The following is a 25,284-nucleotide window of genomic DNA, read 5'->3' on the forward strand; positions in this document are numbered from 1 at the left end:
GATAGGCCTTCGCACGTGGAGCATCGGCGCGAGACTTGTGACGCGGAGCGTCACGAAATGCATGCCAACGCGGAGCATTGGCACGATAGTCATGGGTATACATGGCAGCGGATAGATCACTGGCCTCTGAAGATCCTGTGGGAGCGAGCTTGCTCGCGAAGAGGCCAGCAACCCCCCCATACTCAATCCACGCCCACAAACCCACCCGTCTGATGTTGCCACAACCGCGCATACAGCCCGCCGCGGGCCAGCAGTTCGGCGTGGGTGCCGGTTTCGGCGATCTGGCCTTTTTCCAGTACCACCAGACGATCCATACGGGCGATGGTCGACAAGCGGTGCGCGATGGCGATGACGGTCTTGCCTTGCATCAAGGTTTCCAGGCTTTCCTGAATCGCTGCTTCAACTTCCGAATCAAGTGCCGAGGTGGCTTCATCCATGATCAGGATCGGTGCGTCCTTGAGCAGTACACGGGTGATCGCGATTCGCTGGCGCTGACCGCCGGACAGCTTGACGCCGCGCTCTCCCACATGGGCATCAAAACCGGTGCGGCCTTCGGAATCCGACAACTGCGGGATGAACTCTTCGGCACGGGCCTTGCGGATCGATTCCCAGAGCTGTTCGTCAGTGGCGTCAGGATTGCCATACAGCAGGTTTTCGCGAATGGAACGGTGCAGCAGCGACGTGTCCTGGGTGATCATGCCGATCTGCGCACGCAGGCTTTCCTGGGTGATTTCAGAAATATCCTGACCATCGATCAGGATCCTGCCGCCTTGAACGTCATACATGCGCAGCAGCAGGTTCACCAGCGTCGATTTGCCTGCGCCTGAAGGCCCGATCAAACCTATTTTCTCGCCCGGTTTGATGTCCAGGTTGAGGTTATGAATGATCCCGTTGCCATTGCCGTAATGGAAATCAACGCCATCGAACCGGACGCCGCCGTTTTCGATCTTCAGCGGCAGGGCGCCGGGCTGGTCATTCACCGTGACAGGCTGCGAGATGCTCTCCAGGCCGTCCTGCACGGTGCCGATGTTCTCGAAAATGCCATTGACCACCCACATGATCCAGCCGGACATATTGACGATACGAATCACCAGGCCTGTGGCCAGCGCGATGGCACCCACCGAGATCATCGACTGGGTCCACAACCACAGGGCGAGCCCGGTGGTGGTGACAATCAGCACGCCGTTCATGGTGGTGATGGTGGTGTCCATCGACGTGACGACACGGCCAGCCAACTGGCTTTTCTCGGTCTGGTCACGCATCGCTTCACGCGCATATTGCTGCTCATGATTGGTGTGCGCGAACAGTTTTAATGTGGTGATGTTGGTGTAGCCGTCGACTATCCGGCCCATGAGTCTGGAGCGCGCATCGGACGACTCCACCGAGCGTTGCTTGACCCTCGGGACGAAGTACATCAGCGAGAGTATGAACGCCACGATCCAGGTGCCCAGCGGGATCATCAGGCGCCAGTCGGCCTCGGCGAACAGTACCATGGCGCTGATCGCGTAGATCAGTACATGCCACAGCGCGTCTACCGACTGCACTGCCGAGTCGCGCAGAGAGTTGCCGGTCTGCATGATGCGTTGGGCAATACGCCCGGCGAAATCGTTCTGGAAGAAGTTGACGCTCTGTTTGAGCACGTAGCTGTGATTTTGCCAACGAATCAGGTTGGTCATGCCGGGGCTGATGGTCTGGTGCACCAGCAGGTCGTGCAGGCCGACGAAGATCGGGCGCAGCAGCAGGGCCACCACCACCATCCAGATCAGTTCCGGGCCATGCACGCTGAAAAAATCCTTGGGCGGCGTGGTTTGCGCCAGGTCGATAATGCGGCTCAGGTAGTTGAACAGCGACACCTCGATCAGCGCACCGATCAGGCCCACGACCAGAAGAGCGAGAAACGTCGGCCATACCTGACGCAGGTAATACATGTAAAACGCGAAGACGGTGTTGGGCGGGGCAGGGGTAGGGGCGTCTTTGAAGATATCGATCAGTTTTTCAAAACGACGATAAAGCATTGGCTATCACACCCACGCGACGTGGGTTCTCCTTGATAAGTGGAGGCTCTCCCGTCCAGACCGCACAAAGCCCGAAGGCTTCATGCGGTGCAGGTTTCCTGCTTAGTCGACGCGTTTGGCGGACTTGATCAGGATCGGGTCGATTGGCACGTTTTCCATGCCTTTCTGAGTAATGGTGCGGGCGTTGACGATGTTGTCGACCACGTCCATACCCTTGACGACTTTACCGAACACCGCGTAACCGAAGTCACGTGTGCCGTTGTCGAGCATGGCATTGTCGTTGGTGTTGATGAAGAATTGACTGGTGGCCGAGTTAACGTCCGAAGTACGGGCCATGGCAATGGTGCCACGCACGTTGTGCAGACCATTCTGTGCTTCGTTCTTGATCGGGTCCTTGGTCGGCTTCTGAACCAACTGCTTGGTAAAACCGCCACCTTGCACCATGAAGCCCGGAATCACACGGTGAAAAATGGTGTTGCTGTAGAAGCCGCTGTCGACGTAACCCAGAAAGTTCTGGGTGCTGACCGGTGCCTTGGCGTCCGCAAGCTCGATTTCAATCTGGCCGAAGCTGGTATCGAGTACCACGTGCGTGGCTTTATCCGGGGCAGCCATCAGGTTGGCAGCGAACAATACGGAGCAGGCGGTGAGGGCGATTTTTTTCAGCATGTGGCAACAGGTCCTTCGGTAAGAGATATCGACTGTGACCGGCAAGGTAACCACGTTTGGCGCTCTTTGCCCAGCGTGTTAGAGGGTTTGCGCGGCTTCATGCCATCAGCCAGCGCACCTATGGGCTGCACAAGGTTTTCAGACTCCGATGCTGGCCATGAATTCCAGCAGCGTGCGATTGAATTGCTCGGGCTGGTCCAGTGGAGTGGCATGCCGGGAGTCGTTGATGACTACCAGCCGCGCATTGGGCAGGCGTTTGACGTAAGCCTCCTTGAGCGAGACCGGTGTGTAATCGTGTTCGGCCGCGATGACCAGCGTCGGGCAGGTAATGCGCCCCAGTTTGTTTTCCACACCCCAGCCGACAATGGCATCGAAACTGGCCAGATAGGCGCGCTTGTCGTTCTTGCCCCAACGCTCGGCCATCTTGCGCCGCAGGTCGGCCTGTTCCGGCTTTGGAAACAACAGCTTGCCCAGCGCCTCGCCCAGGGTCTGCATGCTGACGATGCGTGACAGGGTCCAGCGTCTGGCCAATTGCCAAAGGTCGCCTGCGCTTCTGACCTTGACCTGTGGCGCGCTGTTGACGATGCACAGGCTCTTGAGCAGGTGCGGTTGATCGACTGCCAACTGAAAGCCGATCATCCCGCCCATCGACAGGCCGATCAGGTGTACCGGACCCAGACGAAGGTGTTCGATCAGCGCCTCCACGTCATTGCTCATGGCCTGAATGCTGTAGCGCCCGTAGGGTTTGTCCGAGCGACCGTGGCCACGCATGTCCATGACGATGACGCGGTATTGCCTGGCCAGTGCCGGGATCTGATATTCCCAGTCCTGACAGCTGGAACCCAGGCCATGCAGCAACAGGACGGGTTCGCCCCGGCCATACTCTTCGTAGTGCAGCGAGCAGTCGTCGTGTTCGAAAAAAGCCATGTGCCTACTCCTGTCAGGCGTGTTGGGGAGCAGTGAGTGCCGTGGTCAGTGGTGCGGTGTCGAACGTGCGGATCAGGTCGATCAGAATCTGCGTGGCCGGGCCCAGCGACCTGTCCTTGCTGGAGTAAAGATAGAAGGTCGGGTTGCGGCTGCCGCCCTTGTCCAGGCGCAGTGGCTTGAGCAGCCCCTCGCGCAGTTCACGTTCGATCATGTGGCGAGGCAGCCAGGCGAAACCCAGACCGTTGCTGACGAAGGTGGCGGCTGTACCGAGGCTGCCGACCGTCCAGCGCTGCTCTGCGCCCAGCCAGCCGAAATCCCGCGGTTGCTGTCTGCCTGAATCGCGAATCACCACCTGCAACTGGCTTTCCAGGTCCTGAAAGGTCAGTTCGCGATTGGCCTGGTGCAGGGCGTGGTCCGGATGCGCGACGGCGACGAACTCGACCGAGCTCATCTCGGTGCCCAGATGCCCGGCAATGCTGTAGCCGCTGATGGCCAGGTCCGCGACGCCTTCAAGCAACACTTCCTCGACACCCGAAAGCACTTCTTCACGCAACCGCACCCGGCAGCCGCGGCTTTGCGGCATGAATGCGGTCAACGCCCTGACCAGGCGTGCCGAAGGATAGGCCGCATCAATCACCAGCCGCACTTCTGCCTCCCAGCCCTGTTCCATATGGTGGGCGAGGTCTTCCAGTTGGCTGGCCTGTTTGACCAGTTGCCGTGAGCGGCGCAGCAGTACACCACCGGCCTCGGTCAGCACAGCCTTGCGTCCGTCGATGCGTAACAATGGCACGCCGAGTTGTTCCTGCATGCGTGCCACGGTGTAACTCACTGATGATTGCGACCGGTGCAGCGCCTCGGCGGCCTGAGCAAAGCCACCGTGGTCGACTACGGCTTGCAATGTGCGCCACTGGTCGAGAGTCACGCGGGGCGCTTTCATGCTGTAATTCCTCTTAATGTGCTGGCTATTTGTCCTACTCTGACAATCCCGTTTTGGAGATCGCCGAATGAATCGACTGTGCTATGTACTGCTGGTCATGTTGCCTGTGCCGGCTTTCGCGTACCCCATCGAGGTGGAAAAGCAGTATCAGGGCGTGAAGATCGATTACGTGACGCACGACGTCTATCACAACATCGGGTCAATCACCGTCAGCAACTACGGGGATGTAGACGCCAAATGTTCGGTGGTGTTCGTCAACGGGCCAGAGGCGCCGCGAACCCGGCGTGTGCAGGTTGGCGCAGGTCAGAGTATCGACGCTTCATCCACGTTCAATCGCAGCATCATCAAGTTGCGAATCAGGCTCACCTGCCAGCCAGCCTGAGAGTAGAGCGCTCTTATGGATAAAACAAATTTATGGATGGGTTGAGCGAGGGTGTTGAAGTCTTTAATCGATAAATCGATTTTATAACGGCGTTGCCGTTGCGTTGTACGCAATTCTGGCCGGAGACCGTGGGAGCGAACCTGTTCGCGAAAGGGCCGGTATGATCGCCGAAAATGCATCGGGTGAAACACCGTCTTCGCGAACAGGTGAAGCGTCGCCGCTTCGCTCCCACGCCCTTCGCGCAGAAGCCTGAAAACTCGGCATTCCGAGCTCTCAGGACTTGTGCAATACGCTCAGCGCAATCAGACGATGATATCGGCCGCTTGCAGACTCTGCACGCCGGTCAGCTGGATTTCAAAGTCCGCGCCGATGTTGTCATCGAGATTGCCGTACAGCACCCCATCGGCGAAGCGAAGCTCGCCGGTGTTGTTGGCGCTGAACGCCGCGTTGCCTATGAACACGAACGCATCGTGGGCATCGGTCAGCGGTCGGGCATCGAAGCCTGTGAAGTCCAGCTTGTCGCCTTCGGCTGCCTTGAAGCCGTTGATGATATCGCGCAGGCCACCCAGACCTGTCTCGTTGCTGTTGTTGAACACGTAGCGGTCAGCACCGGTGCCGCCAATCAGCGTATCAGCGCCTGACCCGCCGATCAGCACGTCATCACCCGCGCCACCGGACAAGGTGTCGTTGCCACTGCCGCCGTTCAGGACGTTGGCGTTTTTGTTGCCGGTCAACGTGTCGGCAAACTGGCTGCCGGTCAGGTTCTCTGTACCCTTGAGCGTGTCGAGGCCCGAACCGCCGGTGGCCTGTTGAGCGCTGGTGTTCAGCGCAACGGTGACGCCTGCGGTGGCGAACAGATACGACACAGTGTCATTGCCGTCGCGGCCGTCCATGACGTTGTCGCCAGCGCCTGCGTAGATCAGGTTATCAAGGGCGTTACCGGTTGCGTTCGCCGCCCCTGTGCCGGTGATGACGATGTTTTCCAGGTTAGCCCCCAGCGTGTAGCTGGCCAGCGAACTGAACACCGTGTCGATGCCGCCCACCTGCTGATCTGCGTTGGTCTCGACCACCCGGTCGGCGGCATCGTCGACGTAATAACTGTCCGATCCATCGCCGCCGGTCATCATGTCAGCACCTGCAGCACCGTCAAGAATGTTGTTGCTGGCATTGCCGATGATGACGTTCTTCACGGCGTTGCCGGTGCCGTTGATGGCAGACACGCCGGTAAGCACCAGATTTTCCAGGTTTGCGCCCAGCGTCCAGCTGACAGACGACACCACGGTGTCGACCTGCGAGGGCGAGTCGTTGCTTTCGGTGATGGTGTCGAAAGCGTTGTCGACCACGTAGATATCGTTGCCATCGCCGCCGCTCATGTCATCTGCGCCCTGATCGCCATCCAGCACGTCATTGCCGGCGCTGCCCACCAGGGTGTCGTCGTCACTGGTGCCGAAGATGTTGCCGCCTTCGTTCTGGCCACCCTCGAAAATGGCGGCCGGGTCGTTGTTGTCGCTGGCATCGCCACGAAAGCCCAAGTCATCGGCAATGAAGTCGGCCAGGCGCTGACCGACGATTTCGGCGGACTCTTCGTGCAAGTGCCAGACGTCATCGGGGTAGACCAGCGGGTTGACCTCGTAACGCAAGGGCAGGTCGGTGTAGTCAACTGCCAGCTTGACGTCGGCACGCTCATTGGCGATGGCTTCCTGAGCGTTTCTGACGTATCCGGCACCCTCGACAATAGCGTTGATCTTTTCTTCGGTGTAGCCGCGCGCCTTGGCCGCTTCGGTCTGATAGTGGCCGGTTTCGGCCATGTACACGGTGAAGTCGCCGATCTGCGCGTGCAGGTAATCGAACACCTTCAGGGTCGAGGCTTTGTACAGGTCGGCTGCAGCCTGCTTGTCCGTGGCGCGGGCTATTTCCTGCGCGGCTTCTTCACCCTGACCCCAGATAATCCCGGTGGTCACTTTATCGATAGCCGTCAGCGACGCCAGTTGCGATTTGAGTAGTTCGGTCGCACGCAGCAGCGCAGGGCCTGGCTGATCGGTATCCACCAGCCACCACGAAACACGCTGTTCTTCCTGCGTGCCGGTCGAGTAGCCGACCACGGTGCTGCCGCCTACGGCCAGGTCGATGCCATCACCGTTGGCGTCGGTGAACTGGCTACGCACGTCATAATCGGTGTAGCGGGTCAGGTCCTTGACCATTTCCGAGGTGCCGGACTGGTTGTCGTCTTCGGTCATGCGCAGCAGGCGCGCGTTGGACTGGCCCAGCGTCGGCAGATAGAGAATCTCCTGCGCCTCGCGCTGGCCGAACACAAAGTCCGCATCGGTCAGGGTGTTAATCAGGTTGCCGCTCAGGGCGATTTCGAAGCGATTGCCGTCGGCATCCGCCGTGGCGGACTTGATGTAAGTCTTGTCGCCCGTTTCGTTGAGGGTCATGTACAGCGTGTGATCTTCGCCGTTGCCCAGCCCCAGAAAGCCCAAGGCGGAGACGTCTATCTTGTCCTGGCCGGGGGTGAAGTCATAGATCGTGTCGGTGGCGGTCAGCCCGCCAGCGTCGTAATCGCGGTAGCTGTCGGTCAGGGCGCTGTAGACGAACGTGTCGGCATCGGCTCCTCCGTAAAGGGCGTCGCGTCCTGCGCCACCGTTGATGATGTCGGCGCCGGTATCGCCGCGCAGCGTGTCGTCACCGCCCAGGCCCAGAATCGTGTCGTTGCCTTCGGTGCCATACAGCGCCTCGGCGTTCTCGGTGCCGGTGAGGGTCCCCGGCGTGACGTTGCCCACATTGATGGCAAAACTGTCGGCCACCGACGCGCCGGTGGCGTCGCTCGCGGTCAGCAATACCGAATAAAGCCCCGATGCCGTGCCGCCCGGTGTACCGCTGAAAGTCAGGGTCTTACTGTCGAACTTCAACCAGTCGGGCAGGGCGCTGTTATCGGCCAGAGTCGCGCTGTAGGTCAGCGTGTTGCTGTCCGGGTCGCTGAAGCTGCCCGGCTGTACTGCGTAGGAGAACGCTTTCAGCTCGGTGACGTTCTGGTCCATCAGCGGCGTATTGAGCACTGGCGCCTGATTGGCGGCTGAGGCTGTAGAGAAGATGAAGTTGGACGCGCTCAGTTTGTCGGCCAGATTGCCTTGCAAGGCGATCTCGAAGCGATTGCCTGTGCTGTCGACCGCATCGGTCTTGATGTAGGTCTTGCTGCCGTCGGCATTGACGGACAGGTAAATGGTGTTGGCGCTGCCATCGCCCAGGCCGCGCAGGCCGATGCTGGACAGGTCGATGCGGTCTTCGGCCGGGTTGAAGTCGGTGATCGTGTCGCTCTGCTTGGTGCCGCTGGCGGTGTAATTGCGGTAGCTGTCCAGGCGCGAGTTGTAGATGAACAGGTCCGCGCCCGCCCCACCGGTCAGGGTGTCGGCATCGGCTCCACCGGTGATCGTGTCTGCGCCCGCGCCGCCATCGATACGGTCCGTACCGGCGTTACCGTTGATCACGTCATTGCCGTCAGTGCCGGTCAGCGTATCGCCGCCCGCAGTGCCTTCGATGACCCGCTGGAAGATGAAATGGCTGGCATTGAGCGTGTCTTTCAGGTTGCCGCTCAGGCCCAGTTCGAACCGGTTGCCGCTGGCATCGGCGTCGAGTGATTTGACGTAAGTGCGATCAAGTGTGGCGTTATAGCTGATATTCAGCGTGCCGCCCTTGCCGCTGCCCAGCCCGCTGAAGCCCAGGTTTGACAGGTCGATGCGGTCCTGGCTGACGTCGAAGTCAGTGACCAGATCGGTGGCGCTGGTGGTCGCCGTACGATAGCTGTCGGTCAGTTGATCGAAGCGAAAAGTATCGGCACCCGCGCCGCCGGTGAGCTTGTCGGCTCCCGCACCGCCAATCAGGATGTCGTCACCCGCACCGCCGTTCAAGGTGTCCTTGCCCGCCAGACCGAAGATCTGCTCGTGGGCCGCGCCACCGGTGATGATGTCGTTGGCCTCGGTGCCATTGACGGTCACCAGCGGGAACGCATCGCCCGCAAAGCTGCCATCGCCATACACCAGCGTCAGGCCTTTGCTGGTATGGCTGATGGTGTTGCCCACGATGCTGTTGCGATCAGTGCCATCTTCGTTGCGCTCGGCAACGCCGTAGGTGGAGTTGTCGCTGCCGGTGATCGTGTTGCCACGGATCAGGTTGTCGCTGCCGTTGAAATACTTGCCGGAAACACCCGAGGTGTCGTCGTAAGACTGGATGATAATCTCCGGCACCGGGGCGCCGAGGGAGTTGTTGCTCAGGGTGTTATCAAACACATCCACCCCGGAACTGCCGTAGATGCGCACACCGGCATTGCCGTTGTCGTGAATGTCCAGGCCACTGACAGAGACCTGACTGGACAGCTTGATCAGCACGCCTTCAGCACCGTTGCCATAGACCGCGCCGCCGGTGATGGTGATATTGGCAGGCGAGGGGATGTTTTCACTGCCGCGCTGCACCACGATGCCGGTGCTGCCATTGCCGTAGGCAACGTTGTTGCTCAGGGTGAAATCGTGAGTGCTGGTCACCACGTTGAAGCCGTGACGATCGTTGTTATACGCAACGTTGTTTTCAAACACGCTGTCGCTCAGGTAATCGGCCACGAAGCCGTCCAGGCCGTTGCCATGCGACACGCTGTTTTTGATGACCATGTTGACGGTCTGCTCGTGCGGGTCGAAGCCGTAGCCCGAGCAGTCCTTGATCTCGACGCTGTCGAGCGTAACGTTCGAATCCTTGCCGTCAGAGCCTGGAATGTAACCGTTGAACCAGCCGTCCACCTTGCCGGTGGTGGCGTCACGGTTACCGTCCAGTGTCAGATTTTTCATGCCGAAGTCGTGGGTCTCTTCGCCGTAGGCGGAACGCACGATGCCGGTGACCTTTGTGTCCGAGCCATCCGCAAGCTTGATGACTGTCTCGCCCATGCCCGCGCCCGACAGGGTCACGTTGCTTTTGAGCATCAGGCAGCCGTCGGAAGGTTCCTCGCCACCGGAGACAATGTAGGTCCCGGCTGCCAGCACAACTTCCCCACCACCCGCCGCCGCAGCCGCATCAATAGTTGCCTGAATGGCGGCCGTATCGTCAGTGACGCCGTCGCCCACTGCTCCGAAGTCTTTTGTGTTGAATATCATGGTGTTACTCCAGGCGACGACGAATGTGGATGAATTTAGTCAATATTGCAGCGTCCGGATGATAAGACCTTTTGTTCAGGAAAAGTTGCTTGATATGGGCTATATTTTCGTCGAAACCGACGACATGTGCGTCAATAATGCGGCTGTCATATTTGTGACGGGTAACGCGGGGCGCGGCGACGGGTTGGCGTCAAAAAGCGGCGGCCGTCGAGTGGACAGTGAGTGACGCAGCCGCTATGGTCGCGCCCTTCAAAAATGGGGGCAGGCATGGGTTATCTACTTATCGTCACACTGATTCAGGCGTTTTCGTTCAGCCTGATCGGTGTCTATCTGGCCGGGCACGTCGACAGTTATTTCGCGGTGCTGATCCGCGTGGTGCTCGCCGGTCTGGTATTCATCCCGCTGACCCGCTGGCGTCAGGTTGAACCGCGATTCATGCGGGGCATGCTGCTGATCGGCGCGCTGCAATTTGGCGTGACGTATGTCTGCCTGTACCTGAGTTTCAGGGTGCTGACCGTGCCCGAAGTGTTGCTGTTTACCATCCTCACGCCACTGCACGTGACGCTGATCGAAGACGCGCTGAACCGGCGCTTCAACCCTTGGGCCTTGCTCGCGGCGATGGTCGCTGTGCTGGGTGCGGGCGTGATTCGTTACGACGGTCTGGACGGCGACTTCCTCGGCGGTTTCCTGCTACTGCAACTGGCCAACTTCACCTACGCCGCCGGGCAAGTGCTGTACAAACATCTGGTGGCGCGGCACCCCAGCGATCTGCCGCATTACCGACGTTTCGGCTATTTCTACCTGGGTGCACTGGCGGTGGTATTGCCCGCGTTCCTGATGTTCGGCAACCCGCAACACCTGCCCGAAGCACCGACCCAATGGATCGTGCTGCTATTCCTCGGCCTGTGTTCGACCGCGCTGGGCATGTATTGGTGGAATAAAGGCGCGTGCATGGTCAATGGCGGCACACTGGCAGTCATGAATAACCTGCATGTGCCGCTGGGGCTGTTGATCAATCTGCTGATCTGGAACCAGCATGAGGACTTCACCCGCCTGCTGATCGGCGGCGGGGTGATTGTGGCGTCTGTGTGGATCAGTCGCCTGGGCGTGCGGCGTGTGCCGGAGAGCGTTTCCGGCACCCGTTGAGTCAGACGTGCTGGCCACCGTTGACGTGAATCTCCGCACCGTTCACGTAGGACGCGCCAGCCGTACACAGGAAGTAGATCAGCGAAGCGACTTCCTCGGGCTTGCCCAGTCGGTGCATCGGCACCAGCCGCTCGACAATTTCCGCAGTGCCGGGTGACAGGATCGACGTATCGATCTCGCCCGGTGCGATGGCATTGACCCGTATCCCGTGCGGGCCAAAATCGAAAGCCATTTCCCGGGTCAGCGCCGACAGGGCCGCCTTGGACGTGGCATAGGCAACGCCTGCAAAAGGGTGAACCTTCGAGCCGGCAATCGACGTGACATTGATGATGCTGCCCTTGGCCGCTTTCAACTCGTCAAACAGCCCGCGAGCCAGTAGCGCCGTGGAGAACAGGTTGACGTTGAAGACCTTGATCCAGGTGCTGTAATCAGACTCCAAAACGCCCATGCGACCGCCTTCCGCCGTCTTCGGCGAAACCCCCGCATTGTTCACCAGCGCATCGAGCCGTCCGCCGAGCTTGTCCTTGATTGCCGCCATGCTCTCGCTGACGCTGTCGATGTTTTCCAGGTCCAGGTGAATGTGGTTGAGCAGACCTTCAGCCCACGGGCAATCAGCGACCCAGTTCTGCCTGGACGCCGTGAACACTTCCCAGCCCGCGGCATTGAAATGCTTGACCGTGGCATGACCAATCCCCCGGCTTGCGCCAGTCAGCAACAGCTTTTTCTTGTCGCTCATGAGTGCGTTCCGGTTTTTGAGGGTGGATGCATCATGTTTTTTGGCGGGCGGGGTGTCAACGCTGTTTGTCCGGTGTCAGGCCGCAGAACTCTTGTGGCTAATCCGCTTCAAGACCCTGCGCCACAGCGCCCGCTTCGGCCGGGGTGTTGCTTCGGTCACCACAGTCGGCATGTCCCGCAAGCGAATCCAGGTTTCACTGCGCCAGTGCAGCACGCTCAGCGAAGTGCCCGGCCACTGCAACTGGCTCATTCTGGGGTTATCCAGCGTCACGTTCTGCTGATCATGCAACACCGTCAGCACCTCATGCGTCAGCCACTGACGCAGCATATGGCTGTGACGGAGGACGAGGGTGTGGGGCTGAAGCGTAGGAAACGGCATTTTTTGGGGCGGCTGCGATGCGTTAGGTTTTAGGTTGTGTTCAGATAGTGTGTTGTCGGTTGATGTTTATTATTGAAGCGCGCCCATCTGCATGGGTTAGATGAGGTAACGCCTCCATCACCCTCGACAACCCTACACTGGAGGCAACATGTTCGACAAAGGCATCTGGCTGAACCAACCCCGACACTGGAACGTGGCGGAAGAGCGCCTGACAGTCACCACAGATCCGCAAACCGATTTCTGGCAACAGACGCACTACGGCTTCTGCCGCGACACCGGTCATTTTCTGGGTGTTTCGGTGACGGGCGATTTCACTGCGCAAGTGCATGTGCAGGGGGATTTCAAGACGCTTTACGATCAGGCGGGCTTGATGGTCCGCATTGACGAGCGCAACTGGGTCAAAACCGGCGTTGAAGTCAGCGACGGAGCCCTGATGCTGGGCAGCGTTCTAACCTGCGGGCAATCGGATTGGGCGACGGGTGCGTTTGATGAGTCGTCATCCGGCCTCTGGCTGCGAGTCACGGTAGCCAAGGGCGTTATGCGTATTCAGCACTCCAGCGACGGGCTGCGCTGGCCGCTGCTGCGCCTGGCACCATTTCCCGTGAGTGAGTCTTATGCCGTAGGGCCGATGTGTTGCAGTCCGGAACGGGGAGGGCTGGAGGTGGTGTTCTCTCATTTCGAGGTCATGCCTGCACTGGGCAAGGATTTGCATGATTTGACTTGAGTGACTCTTCAGCCGGCCATTGCAGGCCCGCTGAAGAGCGATATGCTTATCTCGGTTTTACTGAACGACGGTGAACTTGCAGTTTTCAGGGGATGTTTTTTCACACACGTTGTAGATGAGACCAAAAGGTCCATCTTCTTTTTTCCAAGCGCTGCCTGCAGTTTTTACAGTGAAATCCTTATTGTTTTTAGCGATGAAGCGCATGTCCAGCGCCTCGCGCCCACCAATGTTGTAGGTGCAGTGTTGCAACATCTCAGGTGCGTCCGCGCCCTCTTGAATAGTGATGGCCAGGTCAAAGGACTGCACAGGCATTTTCTTTGTTACAACGCCTTGCAGCACGCCGGTCCACTCGCCGTCATTACCGCTCGCCCGGTATACGCCGGGCGAGACCTGCTCGATCTTCGCGACGGTAGGGCAGTTTTCCGCGGCTTGAGAGGTCATGGACATGCCCAGCAGGGAGGTCGCGATTGCAGCGCTGATTAATACCTTTTTCATGATGTTCCTTTAATTAAAGATTTAATTCTTGATGTGTTTATATGAGCGTTAGTGTGGGGCTTTGACGCAGTTAGGCAGCGCGAGCTTGTTGTCAGGCACGCCAGTTGATTGCATGTTTCTGTTTGATGTATAACAGTATTTTTTTTGCGTATTATTTCGTTGTTAAAGGCGTGCGCATTTCAGTAAATATTTGATCGTATCCAGTGTGGATGAATTTATCTTAGGCGCCAGGCTGTTTATTGTCTGCACCTTTAGGCCTTAATTGTTTGTAGGAAATGGCGGCGCTTATATTCGGATAATGGGCTGGCGGAGGTCTCTTATCGCTGACTATTTTCTTTGCGGAACAACTCGATCGACCATTCGATAAGGTCCGTGATTGCGCCTTTGCGCTTGGCGACACGTTGGCAAAACCAATGCCGGCCATCAGCACTACACAAAAGGCCGAGGCCCGCCGACTTTCCGGTCACACTAGGCTGCCGACAATTAAGAACCCATCAGCGATTGAACGTGGTGGCGGTCATGTTAGGCCCAGCACCGCTGGTTCGAACACTGTTGACAACCACCCCGCATGCCCCTGTGCACAATGTTTCAGCATGAGAGGCGAGCTGAGCCGCTGGGCAAGCAAATGCATTTGCCGACAGCGATGGCATCAGTGGCCACTCACGTGGTTAATATCATTGTGCCGGTGGTTTGTACCCTGCAAGCATTTTCAATACCTCATCATGGGCACCGCTTGCTTCGGCGAAGCGCAATGGCTTGGCGCGCTCCACTATAAGTTCTGGTGGGGTCGGAGAGATCTCGAGCAGGTCGAAGATTTGATCCAGAAACTCTTCCAGAGGCATCGCGTGCTCGTCATTTTCCTGCCCGAGCAATGTGGTGCGTACACCCGGGGGCGCGAGCTCGATAATCTCGATCGGCGAGCCCTCTAGCTGCACTCGAAGACTTTGAGTGAACGAATGAACCGCCGCTTTGGTTGCGCTGTAGGTTGGTGTCGCGGGCAGCGGAACGAATGCCAACGCCGAACTGACATTCACGATCGTTGCACTGGGCTGCTTGATCAGCTGTGGCGTGAATGCATACACCATGCGAATAGTGCCGAGTAAGTTGGTTGTCACGATATCTTCGGCTGTGCTCAGGTATTGCGGATCAGTCAGATCCTCCCAGTGCATGATGCCTGCGTTGTTGATGAGAACGTTCAGATGCGGGTGGCTGATCGCAAGGGCCTCGCTGCTGCGCTGGATTGATTGTGTATCGGAGACGTCCAGCAATATCGACTCGATACCTGGATGTTCTGACACAATCTTGTCGAGCAGAGCCTTGCGACGTCCCGCGATGATGACAGTGTTGCCCGCTTTTTGAAGCCTGAGGGCCAGCCCGAGGCCTATGCCTGAGGTGCCGCCAGTAACCAGAATCGTATTGCCAGTGCCATTCATAGTAAACTCCGGAAATAATGCTTAAGCGGACACTTGTCCACTTGAAGGACATTACCGGACAGGTGTCCGCTTAGCAATCCAATCAAGGAAAATCTTTGCTCATGACTGACGAATTGGTGATGCGTTCTGACGCCAGGAAGAACCGTGAACGGATACTGGAGGTCGCAGTGGTTGAGCTGACCAGCGATCCTGCTGTGGCGCTAAGCGCAATTGCGAAGAAGGCCGGGGTAGGGCAGGGAACGTTCTATCGCCATTTTCCTACTCGAGAGAAACTGGTATTCGAGGTTTATCAATTCGAAATGCAGCAAGTGGCGTCGTTGGCGGAACAACTGCTCGCTACTACCGCCCCCAGGCAGGCCCTTCGGGAGTGGATGGACCACCTCGTTGAATATGCAATGACTAAGGCGGGTCTCGCCACCGCTATTCGGCAGGCCGCGTCTGTTTATGAATTTCCAGGGCAGTCCGGATACGCACCCGTTCAGGCGGCCGCCGAGCTGCTTTTGCGGGCCAATGAAGCTGCTGGAACGATTCGTAGCGGTGTAACTGCCGATGACTTTTTTCTCGCCATTGCAGGCATATGGCAAGTTGATTCTCAAAGTGAATGGCGCTCACGCATCACCAGATTGTTGAACCTGGTGATGGATGGTTTATGTGCAGGCAGCCCCGAAAGCTTGAACAAGAACGTCCAGCTCTAAAGCCGCAAACCCTAACCGTCATGCCGTATTTGAACGGCATGACCAAGGTGCTCCCAGGGTTACTTTTGCGCCAATAATGCTTTTCTCGCTGTTTTTTCATCTTTCATCGCGGCGATTTCACGCTCGCAGGCCTCGACATCGAACGAGTTGTCCCACTTGGCAATGGCGAGGGTGCCGATGCCGTTACCGATCAGGTTGGTCACGGCCCGCGCTTCGTTCAAAAACCGGTCAATGCCCAGAAGTAATACAAGACCTACCAGAGGAATGGAGTGGATGGTTGTGAGCGTTGCAGCCAGCGTCACAAACCCCGCACCCGCCACTCCGGCCGAGCCTTTGGACGTCAGCAGAAACACCCCCAGTAGAATCATCTGATCTACAAATGTCAGTGGCGTATTGGTCGCCTGAGCGATGAAAATGGCGGCCATTGTGAGGTAGATACAGGTGCCGTCCGCGTTGAAGGTGTATCCCGTTGGCAGCACCATGCCCACTACCGACTTTTTGCAGCCAAGCTTTTCAAGCTTGGCCATCATTCGCGGCAGCACGGCTTCTGTCGAGCAGGTGCCCAGTGTGATGAGAATTTCATCCTTGAAGTAGCGGAGGAATTGCATCAGCGGCATGCCCGACCATCTGGCAACCGAGCCCAGCACCACCACGATGAAAATCAAGGTAGTAACGTAGAGGGCGACCAGCAACTGCCCGAGTGACAGCAGAGTACCAATTCCGTATTTGCCGATCGTGAACGCCATGCCGGCACCAGCACCCAGAGGGGCCAGGCGCATGACCATTGCAACGATCCTGAACAGACCTTGCAGGAACAAATCAATGGTATTGATCAACGGCTTGCTGGTTTCGCCCATTTGCACCAGTGCAATACCCATCAGTACCGAAAGCAGGATCACCTGAAGCATCACGCCATTGGAGAACGCGCCAAGAAAGGTATTCGGGATAATATTGAGAAAGAACTCGATAGTGCCTCCTTGCTCACTGGCAGCCTGGCTGTACTTGCTGATAGCACTGCCATCAAGCGTACTGGCGTTGATATTCATACCCGCGCCAGGCTTCACAATGTTGACCACAATCAGGCCAATCACCAGCGCGATGGTTGAAAGAATCTCGAAGTAGACCAGCGCTTTAACACCGATCCGTCCGACTTCTTTAATACTGCCCATCTTTGCGATGCCTACAACCACCGTACCAAAAATGATGGGTGCCAACAGCATTTTGATCAGCTTGATGAAACCATCGGCAAAGGGCTGGAGCTTGGCGCCGACATCAGGCACGAAGTAACCGATGGCTGCACCGATCACGATGCCGATCAGCACTTGCACATACAGCTGGCTATACCAGCGGGTTTTGGAGATTTCCACGGAAGCACCTCATTTTATTTTTGTGATGGGCATGTGGCTTGGCGTCAGTAGGTGACGCCTGATGCTGCGGCCTCTCTCAAGGAGGCCGCAGATCTAGGGAGATCAGCCTTCGCCCAACTCGCGCATGACTGCGTACAAGGCGGACTTGGCTTCGAAGCCAACACCTGGAATATCCGGCAGGCCGACATAACCGTTTTCTACCTTGATCCCGTCCGCAAAACCGCCGAAAGGCTGGAACACATCCGGGTAAGATTCGTTGCCGCCCAAGTGCAGGCCGGCTGCGATGTTCAGGGACATCTGGTGACCACCATGTGGAACTACGCGGCGGGAAGACCAACCCATTTCTTCCATTACCTTGAGGGTGCGCATGTACTCCACAAGCCCATAGGACAGAGCGCAGTCGAACTGCAGATAGTCGCGATCAGGGCGCATACCGCCGTGGCGTAACAGGTTACGGGCATCCTGGTGGGAGAACAGATTTTCACCGGTAGCCATGGGCAGTTCATAGTGATTGGCAAGCTCGGCCTGCAATGCATAGTCCAGCGGATCGCCAACCTCTTCGTACCAGAAGAGGTTGTACTTCTTGATGGCTTCGGCGTAAGCAATTCCGGTCTGAAGATCGAAACGACCGTTGGCATCGACCGCCAGTCGACGACCGTCCCCAACCACTTCAAGCACCGCTTCGATGCGACGGATATCCTCATCCAGTGGCACTGCACCGATCTTCATCTTGACGACGTCGTAGCCCCGATCCAGATAACTCTGCATTTCTGCCTTGAGCTTGGTCTGGTCTTTGCCAGGGTAGTAGTAGCCACCCGCGGCGTAGACCCAGACCTTGTTATCGGCGACACCTTCGCGATAGCGGTCGGCCAGCAGACGATACAAAGGTTTGCCTTCAATCTTGGCAACAGCATCCCACACAGCCATGTCGATCGTGCCCACTGCAACCGAGCGCTCGCCGTGGCCGCCCGGCTTCTCGTTAGTCATCAGGGTTTTCCAGATGGCGAACGGATCGAGGTTGTTGTTTTCATGATCGACAAGGGTGTCCGGGTCAGCTTCCGTGATGCGCGCCAGGAAACGATCACGCATCAGTGCGCCCTGGCCATAGCGACCATTGGAGTTGAAGCCGTAGCCGATAACAGGTTTACCGTCGCGAATCACATCGGTAATCACAGCGACGACCGAGCAGGTCATTTTCGAAAAGTCGATGTAGGCGTTGGCAATAGGGGAGGCGATAGAAACAGTTTTTTCACGAATGTCTACGATGCGCATGACGGGCTCCTCTTGTTGTTTGTGAGCGCCACGTTATGCGTTGCGACGCCACCCGCCCAATGCTATTAATGCCGCACCCTATGCACAGGAGGCATGGCCCTTGGAACTCGTCTGGCTTGAAGACCTTTCAGCGCTCGCGGAGTACGGCAGCTTTGTTCGTGCCGCTGAAGCACGCCATGTCACCCAGCCGGCGTTCAGCCGAAGAGTTCGTTCATTGGAGAACTGGATGGGGGTGGAGTTATTTGTCCGCACACCGCAAGGAGCCACCCTCACCGAGGCCGGAAGGCAGATTTTGCCCAGTGCTCAGGAAGCTGCCCGGCACTTGTACAGAATGCGCAGTGAGGCTCAAGAAGTCGCTGGCGTGGCAGCCAGGTCGTTGCGGTTTGCAGCCACTCATTCTCTGTCGTTCACGTTCTTTCCCAAGTGGCTCAGAACCGCAGAAAACGGTGCCCCGATCGAGGCCGTACAACTGCATTCCGACAGCATGGCTGCTTGTGAGCAGATGCTGATACATGGTCAGGTGCAGTTTCTGCTCTGCCACCGCCACCCCGACGTTCCGCCTCTCCTGGCCCCTGATCAGTTTGTCAGCAAGAAGGTGGGTGAGGACGTTCTCGTTCCGCTTGCAAGCGCCTCCGCCAACGTCGGCACCTCGCCTGCGGCGTTGCCCTACCTCGCGTACACCCACGAATCCGGACTAGGCCGTATCGTCGCCCACCGACTGCGCGGCAAGGAAGATTACCTGCACCTCAAACCACTGTTCAGCAGCCATCTTGCGGCGGTGCTCATGTCCATGGCCCTGGAAAGCAAAGGCGTAGCGTGGTTACCCAAGAGCCTCACCGAACAGGAGGTTCTTGATGGTCGCCTGGTCAGAGCGCTGGACGAAAGCTGGGATATACCACTGGAGATTCATCTGACCCGGCCAAAAGCATTGTCCAGTCAATCGGTCGAAGAGTTCTGGGGGAGGGCGGGACAGTGATCCGCGAGATTGTTCAATCAAAGTCAATGGCTGCGAGCTGCTTCGGCTTTAAAAGCGCCCGCATCTCGGCCATGACCTGATCGTTTGGAGTATTAGGCGCAGGGTAGTTGATTGAGGCTTTTTCGTTGTCACCTAACAGGCTTTTCTGGTTTGTAGAACATTGCTGGGTAATGATTCGATCATGCCTGTGCTACGGCCTGAGAATTTCCCATGTGGAACGCTTCTGGTTTCCTCGCCTTGCACGCGTAGCTAAGGCGTCAGTAACATCCCGGCCAAACCTACAGTAACAATTGCGTTTGCAATGGAAGCGTTCATGAACAGCAAAAAACGTGGCGGAGCCTATATTCGAGCAGCATACGCTTTCACATCTCTCCTTGCAGATCTGCTTAGACGTTTAGGTGAGCATAACGTCCTAGAGGAACCAGAAGACATATTGGGCCTAGAGCCTGACATTGTCTTTGGTCGGCAAGATGCGTTGACAATGGTTGAAACCAAATTCTATCGACGTTCCTCTCCACCTCCGTCTTCTACCTTTAAACGCGCCCTCGAACACACCGCTGATAGAGGCATTAGGATGGAGGCATCCACTATTGTGCTGGCAATATCGTGCCCGATGGGGCCACGTTTTATGAGCGTCGCAGAAGCGTTTCCTACTGTTACGGTTTGGGATGAAACGAAGCTGTTTGAGATGGCGGCTCCGTTCCCTGACATTCTGGCCCAATTAGAGGAGCTTTTCGAAGCTGATACACCGAAGAGCGCTGAAACCCTGAGCTTAGGATTGCCGACGTTTATGAGGCGCAGTGCCGCTGATGCAACTGCGGAGCCGAAGCGAGGAAAGGTGCTGGCCGATGCTTTAGCTGCAATCGACCGTGGCCGGGAAATGGCAACTGATTTCGAAAACGCCTGCATCAATGCGCTTAAGTATCTCTTTGAACATGACCTCCATGGATGGTATGAGCAGTCCCGTACCGTAGACACCTTGCATCGTAGAGACCTGGTGTGCCGAATCTTGGCCAAAGCAGCCGAGGTATGGCGTCTGATGCTGGAGGACTTAGGAAGCAGGTACGTGGTCTTCGAGTTCAAAAATTACAGCAAATCGATTACTCAGAACGAGATCGTCACCACAGAGCGTTACTTGTACCCATCGGCCCTTAGGAAGGTTGCGATTGTGATTTCGCACGAGGACTGCGCTGACTCTGCTAAGGCCGTGATCGCAGGGGCGATGCGAGAGCATGGGAAGCTGATCATCCCCCTGTCGGTGCCGGAGATAATCGATTTGCTGAACAGCAAGGATGAAGGCTCAGATCCGAACACCTACCTGTTCGAACGCGTTGATCAGTTTCTTTTGGGGCTTGGAAGGTAGCACTCCGGATCTCCCCCTGAGGCTGCTTGAGCCCAGGCCTCAGGGAAGATCACGATGCTAGTGGTCACCTAGCTCTACCAAGTGGCCACAGGTGGCTCTTACGAGGCCTCTTTCGCCAGGAGCTGCATGTTAAGCGAGCTTGTGGTCAAACCCGCCCTGTCGAAGCGGTAGCGCATGTAGGCCGAGATGTCGTCTTCGTGAGAGGACACGACTAGCTGGCAATGCTTGAGTTCACAACGGAGTAGGTCAGTCAGGGACGCGACGTTCACTTCATCCAAGGACTGTGATGGATCATCAATCAAGATGAGTGGGACTCGCGAATAAACCTTGTTGAGAGCGAGGAAGAAAGCGAGGCTGAGTGCAGATACTTGACCTGAGCTCATGGACATGACTGCGTCATGCTCTGATCTTTCCGCCGTCAGGAACCTAAGTTGTGTGCCTTCTCGACTCTCGATGAAGAGCCCCAGTCCGCGCTGATAGTTTTGGATGAGTCGACCACTGTAGATGTGGAATATTAGCTCAATTTCTGCAATGGTTTGGTCGGTATAGTTCTGCTCCGTGAGCTTCAGCGTGGTGCGCAATGCATCGACTTTATCTTTAGCTTTCCCGGCCGCTTCATTTTCCTTTTCAAAGGATTTGAGGTCAGTTAGGCAGGTCTGGAGCCTCGCATTCTGCGATTCATTTGCTTTTAATGATATGTATTTTTCTTTACTGTTTAAGTGTTCAGAAGTGATTATGTAGAAGTCATCAAAAGCTTTGAAGGTTGAGTTAATGGTTTCTCGCCAGTCATCTGGTAGCGGTAGACCATCGACTTCGATCTGCTTCTTTGCCAAGATCTCTTGTTTAAGATTTTGTAGGCGCTCATTGATCAGGTTGTCAATGTCTGTAAATGAGTATGAGGCCTGAATGTTTCTATCTTTCAGATTCGTTCGTAGTTGAGTTATGGCAGGGAGCCGAGCCCTGATTTTCGTCAAGGTCTCATGGAGCGTTGAGTTGAACGTAGGTGTAAGCGTGTTGAGACGATCCTGGATGAAGGTGTTAAGTTGTGCCAGTTCGGCATCCATTACCGTGATCAAGTTGAGTAAGCTCTGGCCATCCTTGCTCAGGGATGCGGAGATTTCCTGAGTACGTTTGTCAACGGCAATTACCATTGACTGGTGGTCATCCCAATCTGTGCCACAAAGAGGGCATAATTGATCGTCTGGCTTAACCTTTTTGTGCTGCTCGAGTAATAAGTTTTTAAGGCGATCTAGTTCGGCAATAATACTGGCGTTGGAGGTGTTTTGCTGTTGAAGACTATCTCGGGCTAGTATTTGCGCTTCAAACCACTCTAGTCGACCTTCGGCCCAATTTGTCAGTTTTCGGGCATCATCGGTTTTTATTTCCAATGCGCCACGCTTGATGATTGCTGATAAACCTCTTAGGGCCTCAATCCCTTTTTTGATGGCATCGAGTTCGTCTAGCCTATCTAGGTCAGTGCCGAACTCGGCCAGCTGTTTCAAAGAGTCTTCATTTCGAATTATGAAAGCGTCAATGGAGTCATTGAAAACTCTAGTTCTAATTGTTGCTTTGAGAGGTAAGAGTTCCGTAATTTTGCGGACTGATTCTTGGTAGGTGGTGTGGTCAGTTATTGAGTAGGTTGCGAAAAGAACTTCGTTATCCCACCCTGGCTGTACATCTGTGGTAGATAATCTTTTATATTCAATGGCCCCTGCGTCAGCCTGCAGTGCGCCACGCAGGGTTTGCAGTTCCTCTTTGAGTGATTCGGCCTTAGCGTTCCGATCAGCATTATTTATGAATTTGGTGATTTTGGTTAAGATTATAGTGCAGTTCTCAATCTCTGTTTCGATCTCGCTAATATTGAACAGGTTGCCTAGCTGCTTCTTGCGCTCGTCCACCCTTGTGTGGAGAAGCCTGTTTTGACCTTGCTCTAGATAATTTAGGAAGGAGAAGTTTTCTCTGAAGTGCTTCCCAAACACTTCTTCTAGATACTGGTTTTCTCGGGCATTAGGTGGCGTAAAATCTAGTGATTTGAACTCTGGCAGCTCATAAAGTTTGAAGTGTTCGTACTTGTCGGCGCGATTGTTGGATTGCTTTTTGAAGATTTTGGCGGAGCAGTGACGAGCCAGGGTAAGCTTCCGGCTCTCGTTTGAGAATTCAATCTTGATGTAAAGGTCGTTTTCTCCTGAGCGCTTATTCCAGAAGAGATTGTCCGCGTAGTCTTTTTTATTTTTTGTCAGAAGTATCAAGAAAAGTTCTTGGATTCTCTTGATTTCACCAGTAAGCAGTAACTCGATGGCATCGAATATGCTTGTTTTTCCATAGCCGTTAGGGCCGTCCAGAGTTAGTAGTGACGAATTTCCGAGATCCAAATAAATATGCTTGAATGCTTTGAAACTAGAAATTTCAATCTTGGATATTTGCCAGTTCATTGCGAATCATTTCCTTGATAAAATCGTCGGCGTTTTTGTCTGTGACCTGCTGGATAGTCGAATATGTATCGTTCAGGCCAGCCTCTGCAACGGCCTCAGCTGCTTGCAACTTCAAAGACACAAGGCTTCCTTGATGGCTAGGCAGCTCTAAAAAAGGCAGTTTGATGAATGTCTTTGCAGCGAAACTATACTGTGTGGCCTTCAAAGGGTTTTCTTTGTAATCCAAGAATTCTTTTTTATCGGCAATTACAGATAAAAGTTTATCGTAGGTAAAGTCAGTCAGAGCGCTTTCTTCTGCAGTGCTGTAGTAGAGAACATATTTCTTATAAAAGTGCGGATCTTCCTCGATGGCGAAGATTTCTTCTTCGTGATCCTTGAACTCTGCCAGAACTTCAAGGCGACAAATGCAGATTAAATCGCAGTTCTTCTTGAAGCTTGGATTTCTAAGAAACTCCTCAGGGGTCAGATGGTTGATTCGATTGTTAAGTTCGCCCGGGGTAGTAAGGTCGTCTAAAGTATGTACGACTGCGAATCTGATTGCAGATCCAGACTCGCGAATATAAAAGCTTGTGGTGTCCAGTTCACGTTTACTCACAAAGCTATGAGCAACAAGTGCTTCATCAATGAGCTGCTTTATCATTTAGTCGATCCTCCGCATCGTCTTTTGTTATTACGCTAATGCATAGCGACTTGGTGATGTTGCTTTCAAGTTTCTCTGTAGCTAATTTGTTGTCGAAATCATCTGAGTTTGTGAATTTTGTATTGAAGGTGAATGAGGCTTCAGCTTTGCTAGCGATTAGGTGGTTGTACTCGAAAAGTAGCCTCAGCAGATCCCCGTTGTTTTTCATTTCACGGATCATGTCAGACTCACACTCTTCGCTTTCATCAACGTCAAGAGCGGTAGGTACGTAGAAACGATTTTCTCCGTCGAGGTAGTGTGGGAGATGGTTGAATACTGGCTCCGCCGAAATAGCCTGGATGAGCTTGGTGTATCGCCTAATATCGTTCGTCTGAACGTCTTGAAACCGCTCGGAAGGTTTCATCATCTGGCATAAGATTTTCAATTCGTTAATATGTGTATCGCGAATGTGCCCGCACAGATGCCTAGCTCTTCTATAGGTGGCGTCACTCATTGTTGGTAGCGCCTGATCCAGTCGTTCTTCTAGATGGGTTTGGAGTCTGGCCTTTAACTCAACTGCATAGTAGTCCCGATTCTGATACGGGTTTTCGGCCAGCAGGTCATCTAAAATGTTTCTGGCCTTGATGCGGCCCTCGTATGCGGCTCTGTCTTCTGAGATTCCATCAACTTGATTTAATTTGTGATTGTGTATTGCCTTGGTGCTGATTTTTTCTGACAGTAAGCAGTAGTTGAAATTTATAAGGTTGTCACTGACAATAATAGCCTGCTTCTCACATAGCTTTCTTATGAGTTTTTTTGTCAGCTCTTCAATTTCACCCAGCCCGCAATGATAGTTGTCTCCGTAGCGGTAGAATTTTACTGTTTCTCCACTAGCGCCTTTGTGATCGTCTGTATTGTTTAGCTGGACGGATACGTGAAAGTAACGGGTTGTTCCTTTCACTTTGTCGTGTTCTATTAGAGTGGACTGTTCCAGTGCAGTGGTGTAACCGCTGCGATATTTGCTTATCTTCGCTTTGACTTGATGGGCAGTGTGTAGTTTCCCATCTTTATAAATAGCGAAGTCATCGCTACTGTCTAGTTGAAGCTCGAATTCTAAATCGCCATCTTGAATAAGCTTTAGGGAGTGATAAAGTGCGATTTTTCCTTGATATACGAAGCCGCTCCAGGACGACACCGCGCTGGCTGGGTACTTTTCATCATCTTCTTGACTCACATGAACTCCTTTCACCGTCAATGAGCTTCCAGTATGGCGTAATGGTATCACTGCATGTCAAAGAGTTTGCATTCAGATGAGTGTTTTTATTTGTTACGTTCCTGGCAGTTTTTTGTCGTCAAATTATTTTTATGAAAAAACGATTCAGTAGCTTTTCTTCTCTCTCGGAACTGAGCGTTGTTGGGCCACAACGGTTGATTGCTGAGGCCCAGCGAGCCCAGTGATTCTCAATGACATAGCTGGCATCGCAACCTTCCAGGCTACCAAGGCCGCGTCAAACGGTGCTGGAGGAGTCACAAAACTCCACCTCGTTAGAGGTAGAGATATGGCCCTGTATAGTCGGCATGGCCAG

At 55.2% G+C, this 25,284-nt stretch carries 20 protein-coding genes and 1 pseudogene; 7 read left to right on the forward strand and 14 right to left on the reverse strand.

Features of this window, described 5'->3' with window-relative positions:
• Positions 1-182 precede the first annotated feature (182 nt).
• The 4 genes from RYB09_RS23900 to RYB09_RS23915 form a co-directional block, all read right to left on the reverse strand.
• Positions 183-2,015, reverse strand: a complete 1,833-nt coding sequence (locus RYB09_RS23900) for an ABC transporter ATP-binding protein (protein ID WP_005732280.1) — start codon at positions 2,013-2,015, stop codon at positions 183-185.
• A 102-nt stretch (positions 2,016-2,117) separates the two neighbouring features.
• The gene (locus tag RYB09_RS23905; RefSeq protein ID WP_122258852.1) at positions 2,118-2,681 is read right to left on the reverse strand and encodes a peptidylprolyl isomerase; all 564 of its coding nucleotides are present in this window, start codon (positions 2,679-2,681) and stop codon (positions 2,118-2,120) included.
• 138 nt (positions 2,682-2,819) lie between these two features.
• Positions 2,820-3,608 (reverse strand): alpha/beta hydrolase, encoded by a 789-nt coding sequence (locus tag RYB09_RS23910; RefSeq protein WP_316890539.1) that lies wholly within the window; start codon positions 3,606-3,608, stop codon positions 2,820-2,822.
• Positions 3,609-3,621: 13 nt separating this feature from the next.
• Entirely contained in the window at positions 3,622-4,545 is a 924-nt protein-coding gene (locus tag RYB09_RS23915) for a LysR family transcriptional regulator (protein WP_058408524.1), read from the reverse strand.
• A gap of 67 nt (positions 4,546-4,612) precedes the next feature.
• On the opposite strand from RYB09_RS23915, the gene RYB09_RS23920 reads away from it, so the two are divergent.
• Positions 4,613-4,927 (forward strand): hypothetical protein, encoded by a 315-nt coding sequence (locus tag RYB09_RS23920; protein WP_058400105.1) that lies wholly within the window; start codon positions 4,613-4,615, stop codon positions 4,925-4,927.
• Positions 4,928-5,229: 302 nt separating this feature from the next.
• Here the strand turns inward: RYB09_RS23920 and RYB09_RS23925 are convergent, their stop codons facing one another.
• Positions 5,230-10,062, reverse strand: a complete 4,833-nt coding sequence (locus RYB09_RS23925) for a M10 family metallopeptidase C-terminal domain-containing protein (protein WP_410478327.1) — start codon at positions 10,060-10,062, stop codon at positions 5,230-5,232.
• Positions 10,063-10,087: 25 nt separating this feature from the next.
• On the opposite strand from RYB09_RS23925, the gene RYB09_RS23940 reads away from it, so the two are divergent.
• Complete coding sequence (locus RYB09_RS23940; RefSeq protein WP_227447889.1) at positions 10,088-10,288, forward strand: hypothetical protein; 201 nt, start codon at positions 10,088-10,090, stop codon at positions 10,286-10,288.
• Positions 10,289-10,329: 41 nt separating this feature from the next.
• Positions 10,330-11,208, forward strand: a complete 879-nt coding sequence (locus tag RYB09_RS23945) for a carboxylate/amino acid/amine transporter (protein WP_005779368.1) — start codon at positions 10,330-10,332, stop codon at positions 11,206-11,208.
• Between the two features lies 1 nt (position 11,209).
• Here the strand turns inward: RYB09_RS23945 and RYB09_RS23950 are convergent, their stop codons facing one another.
• Together RYB09_RS23950 and RYB09_RS23955 are read right to left on the reverse strand one after the other, a co-directional pair.
• Positions 11,210-11,944, reverse strand: a complete 735-nt coding sequence (locus RYB09_RS23950; protein ID WP_122258849.1) for an SDR family NAD(P)-dependent oxidoreductase — start codon at positions 11,942-11,944, stop codon at positions 11,210-11,212.
• A gap of 75 nt (positions 11,945-12,019) precedes the next feature.
• Positions 12,020-12,268 (reverse strand): annotated as a pseudogene (locus RYB09_RS23955) (phage antirepressor); the annotation flags it as partial.
• A 202-nt stretch (positions 12,269-12,470) separates the two neighbouring features.
• Here RYB09_RS23955 and RYB09_RS23960 point away from each other — a divergent pair.
• Positions 12,471-13,046: a DUF1349 domain-containing protein gene (locus RYB09_RS23960; RefSeq protein ID WP_004664169.1), complete on the forward strand. Its 576-nt coding sequence runs from the start codon at positions 12,471-12,473 to the stop codon at positions 13,044-13,046.
• Positions 13,047-13,103: 57 nt separating this feature from the next.
• Here RYB09_RS23960 and RYB09_RS23965 read toward each other — a convergent pair whose 3' ends face one another.
• Both RYB09_RS23965 and RYB09_RS23970 read right to left on the reverse strand, forming a co-directional pair.
• Entirely contained in the window at positions 13,104-13,541 is a 438-nt protein-coding gene (locus RYB09_RS23965; RefSeq protein ID WP_058400109.1) for a DUF3757 domain-containing protein, read from the reverse strand.
• 674 nt (positions 13,542-14,215) lie between these two features.
• Positions 14,216-14,974 (reverse strand): SDR family oxidoreductase, encoded by a 759-nt coding sequence (locus RYB09_RS23970; protein WP_057401015.1) that lies wholly within the window; start codon positions 14,972-14,974, stop codon positions 14,216-14,218.
• 101 nt (positions 14,975-15,075) lie between these two features.
• Between RYB09_RS23970 and RYB09_RS23975 the strand changes: the two genes are divergently transcribed.
• Positions 15,076-15,669 carry a TetR/AcrR family transcriptional regulator gene (locus RYB09_RS23975; RefSeq protein WP_057401014.1) on the forward strand — a complete coding sequence of 198 codons (594 nt, stop codon included), beginning with the start codon at positions 15,076-15,078 and terminating at the stop codon, positions 15,667-15,669.
• 59 nt (positions 15,670-15,728) lie between these two features.
• Here the strand turns inward: RYB09_RS23975 and dctA are convergent, their stop codons facing one another.
• Together dctA and RYB09_RS23985 are read right to left on the reverse strand one after the other, a co-directional pair.
• Positions 15,729-17,036 carry a C4-dicarboxylate transporter DctA gene (gene dctA / locus RYB09_RS23980; RefSeq protein ID WP_003431124.1) on the reverse strand — a complete coding sequence of 436 codons (1,308 nt, stop codon included), beginning with the start codon at positions 17,034-17,036 and terminating at the stop codon, positions 15,729-15,731.
• A 102-nt stretch (positions 17,037-17,138) separates the two neighbouring features.
• Positions 17,139-18,308 (reverse strand): mandelate racemase/muconate lactonizing enzyme family protein, encoded by a 1,170-nt coding sequence (locus tag RYB09_RS23985; RefSeq protein ID WP_219169920.1) that lies wholly within the window; start codon positions 18,306-18,308, stop codon positions 17,139-17,141.
• Positions 18,309-18,408: 100 nt separating this feature from the next.
• Between RYB09_RS23985 and RYB09_RS23990 the strand changes: the two genes are divergently transcribed.
• On the forward strand, positions 18,409-19,284 hold the full coding sequence (locus tag RYB09_RS23990) for a LysR family transcriptional regulator (protein ID WP_057401012.1): 876 nt from the start codon (positions 18,409-18,411) through the stop codon (positions 19,282-19,284).
• Positions 19,285-19,597: 313 nt separating this feature from the next.
• Positions 19,598-20,647, forward strand: coding sequence for a hypothetical protein (locus RYB09_RS23995; protein ID WP_219169918.1), 1,050 nt, complete (start codon positions 19,598-19,600; stop codon positions 20,645-20,647).
• Between the two features lie 98 nt (positions 20,648-20,745).
• On the opposite strand, the gene RYB09_RS24000 is transcribed toward RYB09_RS23995, so the two are convergent.
• From RYB09_RS24000 to RYB09_RS24010, 3 genes are read right to left on the reverse strand one after another with little or no spacing between them, the layout of a single operon-like run.
• On the reverse strand, positions 20,746-23,079 hold the full coding sequence (locus RYB09_RS24000; RefSeq protein WP_219169916.1) for an AAA family ATPase: 2,334 nt from the start codon (positions 23,077-23,079) through the stop codon (positions 20,746-20,748).
• A complete protein-coding gene (locus tag RYB09_RS24005) occupies positions 23,054-23,719 on the reverse strand; it encodes an ABC-three component system middle component 1 (RefSeq protein ID WP_219169914.1) in 666 nt (221 codons plus the stop codon). The genes RYB09_RS24000 and RYB09_RS24005 overlap by 26 nt, the downstream gene beginning before the upstream one ends.
• Positions 23,700-24,932, reverse strand: coding sequence for an ABC-three component system protein (locus RYB09_RS24010; protein WP_219169913.1), 1,233 nt, complete (start codon positions 24,930-24,932; stop codon positions 23,700-23,702). Before RYB09_RS24010 ends, RYB09_RS24005 begins: the two co-directional genes overlap by 20 nt.
• Between the last annotated feature and the right edge of the window lie 352 nt (positions 24,933-25,284).

The organism is Pseudomonas syringae group sp. J254-4 (genome assembly GCF_032586855.1).
GTDB lineage: Bacteria > Pseudomonadota > Gammaproteobacteria > Pseudomonadales > Pseudomonadaceae > Aquipseudomonas > Aquipseudomonas amygdali.

What these genes read in the sequence shown, in the direction of transcription:
- RYB09_RS23900 (WP_005732280.1), bottom strand. Translation starts at nt 2,015, where the DNA reads ATGCTTTATCGTCGTTTTGAAAAACTGATCGATATCTTCAAAGACGCC.
- RYB09_RS23905 (WP_122258852.1), bottom strand. Translation starts at nt 2,681, where the DNA reads ATGCTGAAAAAAATCGCCCTCACCGCCTGCTCCGTATTGTTCGCTGCC.
- RYB09_RS23910 (WP_316890539.1), bottom strand. Translation starts at nt 3,608, where the DNA reads ATGGCTTTTTTCGAACACGACGACTGCTCGCTGCACTACGAAGAGTAT.
- RYB09_RS23915 (WP_058408524.1), bottom strand. Translation starts at nt 4,545, where the DNA reads ATGAAAGCGCCCCGCGTGACTCTCGACCAGTGGCGCACATTGCAAGCC.
- RYB09_RS23920 (WP_058400105.1), top strand. Translation starts at nt 4,613, where the DNA reads ATGAATCGACTGTGCTATGTACTGCTGGTCATGTTGCCTGTGCCGGCT.
- RYB09_RS23925 (WP_410478327.1), bottom strand. Translation starts at nt 10,062, where the DNA reads ATGATATTCAACACAAAAGACTTCGGAGCAGTGGGCGACGGCGTCACT.
- RYB09_RS23945 (WP_005779368.1), top strand. Translation starts at nt 10,330, where the DNA reads ATGGGTTATCTACTTATCGTCACACTGATTCAGGCGTTTTCGTTCAGC.
- RYB09_RS23950 (WP_122258849.1), bottom strand. Translation starts at nt 11,944, where the DNA reads ATGAGCGACAAGAAAAAGCTGTTGCTGACTGGCGCAAGCCGGGGGATT.
- RYB09_RS23960 (WP_004664169.1), top strand. Translation starts at nt 12,471, where the DNA reads ATGTTCGACAAAGGCATCTGGCTGAACCAACCCCGACACTGGAACGTG.
- RYB09_RS23965 (WP_058400109.1), bottom strand. Translation starts at nt 13,541, where the DNA reads ATGAAAAAGGTATTAATCAGCGCTGCAATCGCGACCTCCCTGCTGGGC.
- RYB09_RS23970 (WP_057401015.1), bottom strand. Translation starts at nt 14,974, where the DNA reads ATGAATGGCACTGGCAATACGATTCTGGTTACTGGCGGCACCTCAGGC.
- RYB09_RS23975 (WP_057401014.1), top strand. Translation starts at nt 15,076, where the DNA reads ATGACTGACGAATTGGTGATGCGTTCTGACGCCAGGAAGAACCGTGAA.
- RYB09_RS23985 (WP_219169920.1), bottom strand. Translation starts at nt 18,308, where the DNA reads ATGCGCATCGTAGACATTCGTGAAAAAACTGTTTCTATCGCCTCCCCT.
- RYB09_RS23995 (WP_219169918.1), top strand. Translation starts at nt 19,598, where the DNA reads ATGAACAGCAAAAAACGTGGCGGAGCCTATATTCGAGCAGCATACGCT.
- RYB09_RS24000 (WP_219169916.1), bottom strand. Translation starts at nt 23,079, where the DNA reads ATGAACTGGCAAATATCCAAGATTGAAATTTCTAGTTTCAAAGCATTC.
- RYB09_RS24005 (WP_219169914.1), bottom strand. Translation starts at nt 23,719, where the DNA reads ATGATAAAGCAGCTCATTGATGAAGCACTTGTTGCTCATAGCTTTGTG.